This is a genomic window from Tepidimicrobium xylanilyticum, from assembly GCF_900106765.1.
GTDB lineage: Bacteria > Bacillota > Clostridia > Tissierellales > Tepidimicrobiaceae > Tepidimicrobium > Tepidimicrobium xylanilyticum.
The window spans coordinates 89724-102843 of sequence record NZ_FNNG01000003.1; the positions used below are offsets into that span (position 1 = coordinate 89724).

Consider the following 13120-nt stretch of genomic DNA (forward strand, 5'->3'; position numbering starts at 1 on the left):
TGATTTATCTGAATATTTTTCAAAGTATGAAATTTTTTCATGCTAATCCATTCCATATTCATTTAATTTATTATATAAGCTTCTTTCACTGATACCCAAAGTTTTGGCAGTCTTTCTTTTATTCTTATGGAAAAATTCATAGGTTCTCAATATCAACTTTCTTTCCACATCTTCTAGTTTTTCCCCAATATATACAGAAATATAGTCTCTATTTCCTTTCAACTCTAAAGTTGATAACAGTTCAGCAGGTAAATCCTGTAGACCAATAAAATCATTATTTGTGAGAGCCACTGCCCTTTGTATTATATTTTTTAATTCCCTTATATTTCCAGGGTAGTTATAAGATTCTAGGGCTTCTGCAGCACTAGGCAATACTCCTCTTATTTCCTTATTGAACTCCTTGGAATATTTGTTTAAAAAGTATTGAGTTAAAATGGGAATATCTTCTTTTCTATTTCTTAAGGGAGGAACCTCTATAGTAATAACTTTCAAACGAAACAATAAATCTTCTCTGAAATTTCCTTTTTTAACTTCTTCCTCTAGATTTAAATTAGTAGCAGCTAAAAATCTAATATCTAATGGAATGGGAGTATCACTGCCTAATGGAGTAATCATTCTCTCCTCCAATACTCTTAAAATTTTGGCCTGCATCCCAATTTCCATATCTCCAATCTCATCAAGTAATAGAGTTCCACCATTAGCCAATTCAAATTTACCTTTCATACGCTGATTGGCCCCTGTAAAAGCACCCTTTTCATACCCAAAAAGTTCCGATTCCAATAGATTATAGGGTATAGCTGCACAATTAACACTAATTAATGGCTTATTTCTCCTCTTACTAGAATAGTGAATAGCCTTAGCTATTAACTCCTTTCCTGTGCCACTTTCCCCTGAAATCAGAACATTAATATCCAAGTCCTTAATCCTATTAATAACATCAAATACATTTTTCATTGCCTTACTTGTAAATACAATTTCTCTCATATCAAATTCTTCTGAAGATTTATCTTTCTTCAGATTTTCTACTTCCCTACTTAAATTTTTATACTCCAGAGCCTTTTTCATCAGAATTTTTAAACTATTCATGTCTATAGGTTTGGTTATATAATAATAAGCCCCACGTTGAATGGCTTCAACTGAAGATTCAATAGTCCCATAAGCCGTCATAGATATGACTATAACGCTAGGATAATTCGCCTTGATCATTCCCAATATATCAAGTCCATTATATTCGCCAAGATAAATATCTAGTAAAACTATATCTATATCCTTATCTCTAATTATTTCTAAGCCTTCCTCCACATTGGTAGTTATGTCTACATTATATTCATCTTCAAGGGCAAATTTTAATGCCGTTAAAATGCCAGGTTCATCATCTATAATAAGAACTTTGTTCATTAGTATCCCTCCAGTTTATAGCACAGGTAACGATACAGTTACACTGGTTCCACTGTTTTCATGACTCTCTATGGAAATATTCCCCTTATTCTCTTCCACAATTTTTTTAGTAATGGCTAACCCTATTCCAGTACCATGAGGTTTCAATGTAAAGAAGGGTTGAAATATTCTATCTATATGTTCCTCTGGTATCCCACAACCATTATCTTTTATGATAATAATTCCCTCATTTTCATTTTTATACGTTGATATATGGATTTCACCCCCTCCTTCTATAGATTCTATGCTATTAAGTATGATATTTACTAATACTTGTTTGATTTGATTCCTATCTGCAAATACGGATAATTTTCCCATGTTTTTAATAGTATTTATTCCTTTTTTCCTGCATTGATTGCTAAATAAAATTAATATTTCATCTATCACTTCATTAACTAAAAATGAAGTAGGTTGCCTTATTACAGGTTTGGTATAGTCAATTAACTGGGTTATTAGTTCGTTCATTCTATTTATTTCTTTTTTGGTAACAGTAACCAGGTCCTTCCTAAATTGTTCATCCTCTAATTTATATGGTATTAAATCGATGAATGTATTTATAGATGTTAGAGGATTCCTTATTTCATGGGCAATTCCCGCTGAAAGTTGACCTAATGCCTGCATTTTATCGTTGTAACTAGCCATTTCCTGATATTTTTTCATATCAGTTAGATCGTTTATTAAAAGGATTATTCCCTCACCTGATTTGTTTATTGGTATGAAGCTATAGCTAATATATAATTTTTTGTTTTTACTTGAAATCTCTTTATTACCAGTCATTAATTTCCCCTTTTTAGCAATGTCATAACCCTTTAATCCATATACTCCTTCTAGATTAAGGCTTTTCCAATCTTCTTCTATGTTTAATTTCCTATTTAGAATCCTTTCAGCTGCCTTATTGTATTCAATGACCTTATCATAGTTATCAAATACAATAATACCGCTCAATATACTTTCTAAAATTTTCCCTTTCAGTTTATTGCTTTTTTCAATTGCCTGCTTCTGATCTTCTAACTCTCTATTCAAGGTGTTTAATATTACAGTTCTTTCTTCAACTTTCTTCTTTAAATTTTTATTCCAATACAAGTTAACAAAAGCCACTACAGAAACTACTAAAAGAACAGCTATAGAAATATATAACAAGTTCTTAAAAAATTTGGTCTTATCAACAAAGGTTTCCCCAAACCATTTCTTATAAATCTTATCGTAGGTCCCATTTTTAGTTATGGCTTCTATTCCAGAGTTAAACAATTCTAATAATTGATCATTGCCCTTTAAAACGCTTACACAATACTCAGTTTCATGCATAGGCTCGCCAACTATCTTTACTTTGTCAAAATTCCCCTCTTTTTGTAGGTAGTATATTCCTGTGAGCCTATTTCCCATAAAAGCATCTACTTTACCTTCCAACAAAAGATCTATTGCTTCCTCTTGATTAACTCTCGTATAAGATTCAATGCCTTCAACTTCTTGGCTTAATTCATAACTAATATCTCCTTTTTGAAAGGATACTCTGCTCCCCTTTAAATCCTCAATGCTAGAAATATAATTGGTTTCCTTTAAAACGAATATGGCTTGTGAGTTAATAACTAAAGGCAAGGAGAAGTCAAACTTTTCTTCTCTACTCTTACTCCTTGTCATTCCCTGTACTGCATCAACTTCTCTTCTTTCCAAAGCCTCCATAGCTTCCTGCCAGGACATAGGAATTAATTCTATTTCAAGTCCTAGTTCTATTGCTATGGCTCTCATCATATCCACATTAAAACCTCTGTATCTACCGTCCTCATCTACAAATTCATAAGGCGGATAATTGTTATCTCCAGCTATTTTTATCACCTTTTTTTGGTAATAGTTGCTTGATGAAGATGGAGTAGTTAATAGCATTAATATAATGGTCAATAAAATAATCTTTCGTTTCAAATGAAAAACCCCTTTATTATAGTGTCTATAATACTATAATATCACAAATTATGTCGAAATAATAAATATTTCATCATTCTTTGATATATTATTAACATTAATTATAAATATTGAAAAAAAGAGCACTTAGTAAGTGCTCTCCTATATAGACCTAGTTTCCTCTTTTAGCCATTCCTTTTCCTCTTCATTTAAAAATGGCGACAGCTTTTCGTACACTTTTTCGTGATAATCGTTTAACCATTTTCTTTCCTTTTCCGTTAACATGTCCACATCTATTCCTTCTAAATCTATTGGGCAATAGGAAATGGTTTCAAATTTCATAAATTGGCCTGAATCCGTTTCAATGTCTTCTACTACTACAGCAACATTTTCAATCCTTATGCCGTATTTCTCAGCCCTATATACCCCTGGCTCTATGGTTACTACCATACCCTTCTCCAATATGACATTATTAGGAATAGTAGATATTCTATGGGGTCCTTCATGGACATTTAATAAAAATCCAATTCCATGACCTGTTCCTGATTTATAATCTATCCCTTCCTGCCATAGGGGATATCTTGCCAATACATCTAAATTAGAACCGGTAGCTCCATATAAAAATCTAGCATCGATCAAATTTATGTGTCCCTTTAATGTAAGGGTGAAATCCTTCTTTTCCTCTTCCGTAATATCTCCCAATATTATAGTTCTAGTTATATCCGTAGTACCATCTAAATATTGACCTCCTGAATCTACTAAAAACATACCTTCTTTCTTTAATTCATAATTGGATTTTCCTTCTTCTGCTTTATAATGCATCATGGCTCCATTTTCCTTATAAGCAGCTATGGTATCGAAACTTGGTTCTATAAAACCTTCCTGTTTCCTCCTGAACTCTTCCAATTTTTCAGCAGCGGATACTTCTGTAATATTGATCTTTCCTATATTATTATCTAGCCAATATAAGAATTTTACTAAAGCTACTCCATCCTTAATATAAGCTTTCTTTTGATTTTCAATTTCAGTGCTATTTTTTATCCCCTTTAACTTGGTAGTAATATTAGTTCCCTCTACTATTTCACATCCTACAGGTACTCCCTTATAGAGCCATCTGTTTATTCTAGAAGGATCTAAAAATACTTTGTTCCCTTCATTTATGCCCTTAACATAATCGATAACCTTATCGTATCCATCTACAGCTATACCATTTTCTTTCAAATGGGTCTTAACCTCATCATCTAGTTTATCCTCATCCACAAACAACCATGCTTCATATTTAGAGATAAGAGCATAGGATATTACTACTGGATTGCAAGCTACATCTCTACCTCTTATATTATAAAGCCAAGCAATATCGTCTAGACTGCCCAATAGAAAATAATCTACTCCCTTCTTTTCCATTGCTATTCTCACTTCTTCGATCTTTTCCTTGGCAGTCTTTCCAGTATATTTTACATCATGTACAAATGCCTTGCTCTTTGGTGCTGGAGGTCTATCAGTCCACAACTCACCTATTAAATCATATTCATCTATAAACCTAATCCTCTTTTGCCCCATTTCTTCTTCTAGCCTCTTCACATCCGATTGAGGGAATACCTTTCCATCAAATCCCAATGCATCACCATCATTCAAATTATCTCTTAACCATTCCATATAGGTAGGAAAGCCCGGAATCCCTATTTTAAATAATTGAATTTCACTGCCTTCCAATTCCTTTTCCGCTTGTATAAAATACCTTCCATCAGTCCACAATATAGCCTTATCTTCGGTTACTATAACAGTTCCTGCAGAACCAGTAAAACCTGAAATCCAGACCCTAGTCTTATAATGATCTGCTAGATACTCCGATTGGTGAGGATCATAGGTTGGAATTATGTAAGCTTTAATTCCCCTTTCCTTCATTAAATTTCTTAATTTTTTAATCCTATCATTCACCTTCAAGTTTACTACTCCTTTCCATTTAATTATTTTCTTTTTCAATACTATTCTTAGCCTGATTTAACAATAGATTAGCAAGAAAAATAGAAGACAGACCTGCAGATAACTTGGCTAGAATAAAAGGGCTGACTATCCTTTTTGAAATTCCAGATACAAATCCTAGTTGTCCTCCAAAGACAAAAGCTCCGCTAACTACAAAGGCAGCATTTATAATCTTTCCCTTAGCATCCATTTTATCATAAATTGCCAACATAGGGACACAATTTGCAAGAGAAGATATAAGGCCTAATATGGAAAATTGGTTCATACCAATCTTTGCAGTTATTTTACTCAAGTTAAATTTAAATTTTTCTTGTACTAGATGAAACATTGGATAGGCTCCAGATAGAACTATTCCAATTTTCCCAACTATTATAATCCCTTCTTCAAAAGAAGCCATATGAGGAATTATCCTTATGCCCAATATGGCATCTATTATACTAAGTAATAGGCCTATTAAACTTAAAGTCATAATACCTTTGCCTATTAAATTAAAAATCCTAACGGTTATATCATGAAATTTGAACAACCCTATAACTATTAGTAGAGACAATATAATCACAGGTATTAAATTCATCCAAATTTCCTTTATGGATATACCCATAGCAAGTCCACCTACTACCATTCCTAAGGGAATGGTTACAATCCCAATTAGTACTCCCTTTGTAAAAAAGGGAAAATCCTCCTTAGAGACCAAGTTTAAAGCTAGGGGCATTGTAAAAGAAATGGTAGCTCCTAACATGGATGCTAGAATTAAACCAGAAAATTCAGCCATCTGTTGGCTCCCTGCAATCTCCACACTGGTTGAATAACCTCCCATATCAGTAGCAAGTAGGCTTGAAACGAATATAGAAGGATCTGATCCTGTTAATTTAGATAAAGGAGATAGAATTGGCCTTGCTAACTGAGCAATAACTGGCGATAGACTAATTATTCCAACCATAGTAATTGCCAAAGGCCCCATACTTTTAAATCCTTCTTCAAACCTTTCTCCTAATCCTTTGCGATTGCCTAATAGTTTATCTATCCCACTTATAATAGAAAATAAAACCATGATGAATAGTACAATGTTACTCATTCTACACCTCATAACTACAATTTTTTGTATCCATTATATTATATAATAAAATTCACCATATTCTGTGCCCATTGCTATACTTTTCTTATTGTAAAATACATAATTATTATCCTACTCAATAATAGTGCCACTCAAACCCTTTAGGGCGTCCTTAGCCTTTTGTAAAGATGTTATTATAGCCTTTCTTCCTGGTTTTGATTCTACAAATCTAATTCCCGCTAAAACCTTTGGTAACATGCTTCCAGGTGCAAAATGTCCTTCGTCTACATATTTTCTCATGTCTTGAGTATTTACTCGGTTTAAATTCCTTTGATTAGGATTTCCAAAGTTAATAGCTACATTATCTACAGCAGTTAATATTATTAAAATATCTGCATCTATATCTTCTGCTAATCGCTGAGATGCCAAGTCTTTATCTATTACTGCTGCTACACCGTTGAGAATACCTTCTTCTTCTATTACAGGAATTCCCCCTCCCCCTACAGCTATTACTACATTATCTTTTTCCAGCAGCGTTTTTATGGTTTCTAACTCCACAATCCTTTTAGGCTCTGGTGATGCTATCACCCGCCTATAACCTCTTCCTGAATCTTCAATCATAATATAGCCCTTTTCTTCATTAATTTTAGCAGCTTCCTCCTTAGAATAGAAAGGGCCTATAGGCTTAGTAGGATTATTAAAAGCTGGATCTTTTTTATCCACAACTACTTGCGTTACCACTGTAGCTACAGGCTTTTGGATTCCTCTTTTTCTCAATTCATCTCCCAAAGCTTGTTGTATGTGGTAGCCAATCATTCCTTGACTCATAGCTCCACACACATCAAAAGGCATAGCTGGGGTAACATCACTAGCGATTTCATTTTGAATGACTATTCTTCCTACTTGAGGGCCATTACCATGGGTTATAATTACAGTATTTCCGTCCTCTATTATATCAGCTAGGTGTTTTACAGTTTCCCTCACTATTTCCAGTTGAGCTTCAGCAGTTGCACCCTTATTGCCATCTTGTAGGGCGTTGCCACCTAATGCAATAACTATCTTTTTCAATTGAACCTACCTCCCGTATTATAGTATCCCTCAATATTATACACTAGATATAAATTTAATAAATTAAAACTTTATGCTACTTAACCTCAATTATATAATGTGTTATTTTTATTTATCTAGAAAAATGCTAATTGTTCTGGTAACCCAAATGCTTAGATAAATCTTCTAAACCCTACATTATTTTCTTGGAAATCGTCATCTAATTTACTCAACCTTTTCTCCTGCTATCGCAGCTTCAATCTATGCATTCAAGTTTGCTCTGCTAATCCATTTGCCGTATTGATGACCATTGTAATTTCCCTTACTCTGATATCATTGAAATTGAGTATATTAGTTTCATCAATTAACGCTAAGTCCTTGGATGTTTGTAATAATCAACTCATGACATTAGTACTAAATTATATTATTTTTTGTTTCCCTATTGACAACAATATAGCTTTAGTGTACTATGTAATTAATACTGTGGCACAGTGTTAATTACATATATCATTTACAATATTCATGTTAAAAACACTGTACTAACTATTACTTAAAAAATATAAAAAAGGGGGATACTATGAGATTATTGGTTGAAAAGAGAAAAAAAATATCATCATTTATCTTAACTATAATGTTATTAACATTATTAGTTTCTAATTTCAGTTATGCCCAAACGCATACTGCAGAACCTAAATTGGAAGTAGGAAAAACTTATCATGGTTTCAAATTAATTGAAGAAACAAATTTAAAGAACATTGAATCAGTAGGAAGAATTTTTTATCATGAAAAAAGTGGTGCAAAACTATTACAAATAGAAAATGATGATGAAAATAAAACCTTTACTATTTCCTTTAGAACACCTGTTGATAATGATAAAGGAATACCCCATATTCTTGAACATGTCATACTAAATGGAGGATCAGAAAAATACCCTGTAAGACAGCTATTCTTTGAGATTCTGAAGGGGTCTTTAACAACTTTCATCAACGGTGTAACATACCCTGATAGGACATCTTATCCATTTTCAAGTATGAACGATACTGAATTTTCTAATTTAATGGATGTATATTTAAATGTAGTCTTCAAACCTTCTTTCTATGAAGATGAGAAGTTCTTCAAAACCGATGGATGGCATTATAAAATTGAAGACAAGAATTCTCCTCTAGAGTATAATGGAGTAGTCTATAATGAAATGAAAGGAGCTTTGTCTTCACCAGATTCCCAGCTTTATTACTATATAATGAAAAGCTTATATCCAGAGACCAATTATAAATATATGTCTGGTGGAGATCCAGCAGAAATACCCAATTTAACCTTTGAGGAATTAAAAGAATTTTATGATAAATACTATCATCCTTCTAATTGTTATATTTATATTTATGGAAAAGTAGATATTCTAGAGAAGTTGGAGTTTATTAATGAGAATTATTTGAAGGATTATAATAAAATAGAAGTGGATTCAAAGCCTATTATCCAAAAACCTTTTAAAGAGAAAAAGGAATTAATAGTAGAATATCCTATACTAGATGAAGATACAGAAGAGAATAAAGCGATTATATCACTCAACTTTACATTAGATGAAAATCCAAGTTTAAAAACGACCTTAGCTTTTAGTCTTTTAGGCCAAATGCTCTTTGATAATCCAGCTTCTCCAGTGGTTCAAAATTTAAATAAGGCTGGCTTTAATAATATTAGCTCTATGTATTTTACTAACGCTATCCAACCTTATATATCAGTAGTAGCACAAAACACCAATGAAGATATGAAAAATCTATTTGAAGAGATTGTCTATTCTTCATTAAAGGATATAGTAGATAAGGGAATAGATAAAACTTTGATTAAATCAACATTAAATAGTGTGGAACTAGACCAAAGACAACAATTCTCAAGAGGAGCAACCACAGGACTATTATATGGTGAATTAGCCATGTTAAGCTGGCTTTATGATGGAAATCCTCTCAACATGATAGATATTGATGGCGCCCTTTCAGAACTAAAAGTGGCTTTAGAAGAACCATATTTTGAAAATCTAATTGAAAAATACATTCTAAAAAATAATCACAGCTCGATAGTAGTTATTAAACCTAAAAAAGGTTTGATGGAAGAAAGAAATAAAGCCGTTGTAGAAAAATTAGCAAAATATAAAGCTTCTTTATCTGAAGATGAAATAGAAAAGTTGGTTAAAGAGTATGAGGAATTACAAGAATGGAATAGCACTCCTAATTCTGAAGACATATTAAGCACCATACCTACTCTGTCAAAAGAAGATCTAGAACCTAAGATAGAAAAAATTCCTACACAAGAGAAAAAGATAAATGGAATAAAAACTCTACATCATCCATTATTTACAAATGGAGTAGGTTTTATAAATCTATATTTTGATGCATCTACTATAAAACAAGAACAAATTCCTTATATCAACTTACTATCTCAATTATTAGGAAAGGTCAACACTAAAAAATACAGTTATACTCAACTGCCAATAGAAGAAGCTATGTACACCGGCGGAATCCGATATTATACTAACGTAGTTGCAAAACCGGGTTCAAGCAATATATATGACCCTAAATTTGTTGTATCATCCTATGCAACAGAAGAAAACATACCAAAGATGTTAGAAATTATGGCTGAAGAAATAGCAAATACTAATTTTAATGATAAAGAAAGGATTAGACTGTTAATTTCCAATATCAAAAGCAATCTGGAAATGCAAATGAGTTCATCACCTATTGAAATTGGAATTATAAGAAACCTTTCATATTACTCACCCGTATATAAATATAATGATTTACTATCGGGTTTATCCTATTACGATTTTATTGTAGACCTTGATAAAAATTTTGATAAGAAATATGAGGAGATGGTTCAAAATCTAGAAGAAGTTAAAAATACTCTATTAAATAGAAAAAATATGTTGATTTCTATTACTGGAGAGCAAAAGGAATACGATGCATTTAGCAAAAATCTTCCAACTTTACTAAAAGTCATTGGAAATAAAGAAGTTTCTTCACAAAAATACGATTTTAATTTTGATAATAAAAATGAAGCCTTTTCTTCAACCATGGATGTATTATTTAATTTCCAAACCTTTGACTTTACAAAACATGGATATAGCTATAGTGGAAAAATGAAAGTCTTAAATAATATTTTACAATCAGATTATCTATTCAATGAAATACGTATAAAAGGTGGAGCCTATGGAGCCTTAATGGAAATCATAGATGAAGCCAATATATTTCTCGGCAGCTATAGAGATCCAAATTTAAAACAAACCTATGATGTATATAAAAGTATCATAGATTATCTTAAAAACTTTAATATGAGTGAAAAAGACTTTGAAAAGCATATAATATCTTCTTTACAAGAATACTTTGTTCCTACATCCAATGTAGCAAAAGGTCAAACGGCTGATTACTACTACCTTTCAGAAATAACAGAAGAAGATCTAAACAGGGAATTAGAAGAAATATTAAATACAAAACCAGAGGATATTAAAAAATTCGCTGAACTATTTGAAAAGGGATTAAAAGAAAACAATATTTTGACAATAGGCAATGAAAAAGCAATTAAAGAGAATAAAGATTTGTTTAACAATGTAAAAAATTTAATAAAATAAGATAAAATCCCCTAGCTTATAACAAGTTAGGGGATTTTATTGGCTTTTCTCCTGTTTTTTATTCAAAAGGAGTTGTTGCTTCTGAATCCTTTATTAACTACTATATATTGAAAATAATCGGTAGTCACCCCTCCATTTGGATCCTGTACGAAATATAATTCTTCTTTGAATGAAGAACCTTTTCCATTTAACTTAAATATTGTAATATCCTTATCTAAATATCTTTCTAAAATTCTCATATTATTTAGATGACTCGCCGATGTTTCTTCCCGATATTGATATTTTCCCCTCTGTACATCAGGTTCTTTCGCTAAATAACACGAATCCTTATATCCATATTTTATAGACAATACCTTCCCCTTTACAGGTGAATCCTCTTGATTTAAATAGATTCCGAATCTTCCCTTCCCGTACATATAATCTATAATATATTTTTGGTGAATATGTGCAGAGCCAAATTGCCCAAAATATTTTCCCTTTGGAAAATGTTCATATGCCCTTATAAAATTGTCATAAATGCTCTTCTCCCGAACATAATGTAAATCATCATAATTCTCACTCTTCACATAGGAATAATATGCCTCTCCCGGTATTGCTAAATTATATAGCACCATTGAAAAATGAAAATATTTATCTCCTAAATACTCCTAATAAATTTCTTCCTTTTCCTCCATATTATCCACTATTAATTTTAAAAAATTAGTATATTCAAGACGTTCTTCCCAAGAACTAGCAGTATATTCCAATCCCTTAAAACGATTTATAAGAATCTTTTATTTGTAAAGATGACTCGTCTTTAGGTAATATGGACTTTAAATATGCTGTTGAAGAAGTCACGTGCTGCTCCATATCTATTCCAATTAACTTAATTTTTTTACTATCATTAAGGGGCATATTGTATTCCCTTAGTTTTTTAAAGAATTCATATTCTTCTTTACTTGAAGGCAAGGAAATATTTGTATATTTAAATGAAAAAAATAGGTTTTTTTATCTCCTGTATCTAAATATCTATTAATATATACAGTGTCACTATATCCTTTTTCGCATAGTATATATTTCACATCAGCCTTTTTGTTTAAATATTTAATAAATGCTAACATCAAATCATAATTCTTCTTTGTATAATGCGTTTCCCCTATCAAAAAAACATGGTATTTATTTATAGCTTTATCAAATATGCTAAAACCCTTTATATATTTTTCATCTTGCAAATCTAAGCTAACATGGTTCTTTTTAAGATATTCATCTATATCAAGAATATTATTGCCAGCAGTTGTTGTACATCCTGTTAATATAAATGCAATTGACAGAATTAAAATAAATACTAATATGGACTTGTTAAATTTTTGGCTGTTAATATTCCTTCTCTTTTTATAACATACTATAGTGTGTAACTACTCCAATTTTACTACTAAAATTAGAATAGTTACTAAAACTAATATTTACTTAATTTTAGGTTCTACTATGGGCTCCGAGTCAGCTCTGATTATTTCTAGGTCGCATCCGACACTACCTTTACTAGAGCACGGATAGTAATCAAGACAAATGGGAGTTAGCCATAATCCATTAAGCTCAACATTTTCCACTAAGTACTTCATATCCTTGCCTCCTTTACATAGTATTTTTATAATAATATATTGAATATAATTATTATGCTAATTGTGGTCTATACGTTATCTTTTACAATTGCTTCTCTATATAACTCATCAGCTATTTTCTTAATATAATCTTTTAATACATATATATATTTAGAGCATCTGTTAGCTTTGTTTCCCATTCTATTTTTAAGGCATTCCCCATACACAAGGGCAAAATCTTACATTCTCTACATTCTTCATCCATAGTAGCATCATAAAGAACATATCCCAAATATCTGCTTATATTTTCATAATTTTTTTAATTTATGGTCTAATATATTACCTATTTTATATTCACATATGTCTATTTCACACCAACATTTATAGACATTGCCTCCCGGGTCTATAACCATTGAATTAATTTTATCTGCACTGCAATAACTACTCTTAAGTTCTGAATAGTTATATATGATATTTTTGATAAAACCATATTGTTGTAATTTTTCATTA

8 protein-coding genes are annotated in these 13120 nt (G+C 31.4%); 1 reads left to right on the top strand and 7 read right to left on the bottom strand.

Annotation, left to right across the window (positions count from 1 at the left end):
• Positions 1-42: 42 nt before the first annotated feature.
• The 5 genes from BLV68_RS04690 to arcC form a co-directional block, all read right to left on the bottom strand.
• Positions 43-1398 (bottom strand): sigma-54-dependent transcriptional regulator, encoded by a 1356-nt coding sequence (locus BLV68_RS04690; RefSeq protein ID WP_093751341.1) that lies wholly within the window; start codon positions 1396-1398, stop codon positions 43-45.
• A gap of 15 nt (positions 1399-1413) precedes the next feature.
• A complete protein-coding gene (locus tag BLV68_RS04695) occupies positions 1414-3354 on the bottom strand; it encodes a transporter substrate-binding domain-containing protein (protein WP_093751343.1) in 1941 nt (646 codons plus the stop codon).
• 141 nt (positions 3355-3495) lie between these two features.
• On the bottom strand, positions 3496-5271 hold the full coding sequence (locus BLV68_RS04700) for an aminopeptidase P family protein (protein WP_234949840.1): 1776 nt from the start codon (positions 5269-5271) through the stop codon (positions 3496-3498).
• A 25-nt stretch (positions 5272-5296) separates the two neighbouring features.
• Positions 5297-6391 (bottom strand): ethanolamine utilization protein EutH, encoded by a 1095-nt coding sequence (gene eutH, locus BLV68_RS04705; RefSeq protein WP_093751345.1) that lies wholly within the window; start codon positions 6389-6391, stop codon positions 5297-5299.
• Positions 6392-6502: 111 nt separating this feature from the next.
• A complete protein-coding gene (arcC, locus tag BLV68_RS04710) occupies positions 6503-7438 on the bottom strand; it encodes a carbamate kinase (RefSeq protein WP_093751347.1) in 936 nt (311 codons plus the stop codon).
• A 556-nt stretch (positions 7439-7994) separates the two neighbouring features.
• Between arcC and BLV68_RS04715 the strand changes: the two genes are divergently transcribed.
• Complete coding sequence (locus BLV68_RS04715) at positions 7995-11033, top strand: insulinase family protein (protein ID WP_093751349.1); 3039 nt, start codon at positions 7995-7997, stop codon at positions 11031-11033.
• Between the two features lie 62 nt (positions 11034-11095).
• Here BLV68_RS04715 and BLV68_RS04720 read toward each other — a convergent pair whose 3' ends face one another.
• Positions 11096-11599, bottom strand: a complete 504-nt coding sequence (locus BLV68_RS04720) for a hypothetical protein (RefSeq protein ID WP_159428611.1) — start codon at positions 11597-11599, stop codon at positions 11096-11098.
• Positions 11600-12475: 876 nt separating this feature from the next.
• Positions 12476-12631, bottom strand: a complete 156-nt coding sequence (locus BLV68_RS15395; protein WP_159428612.1) for a hypothetical protein — start codon at positions 12629-12631, stop codon at positions 12476-12478.
• Positions 12632-13120 lie beyond the last annotated feature (489 nt).

Bases quoted from the DNA above. Each gene is read 5' to 3' on its own strand.
- BLV68_RS04690 (WP_093751341.1), bottom strand. From the start codon at position 1,398: ATGAACAAAGTTCTTATTATAGATGATGAACCTGGCATTTTAACGGCA.
- eutH (WP_093751345.1), bottom strand. From the start codon at position 6,391: ATGAGTAACATTGTACTATTCATCATGGTTTTATTTTCTATTATAAGT.
- BLV68_RS04715 (WP_093751349.1), top strand. From the start codon at position 7,995: ATGAGATTATTGGTTGAAAAGAGAAAAAAAATATCATCATTTATCTTA.
- BLV68_RS15395 (WP_159428612.1), bottom strand. From the start codon at position 12,631: ATGAAGTACTTAGTGGAAAATGTTGAGCTTAATGGATTATGGCTAACT.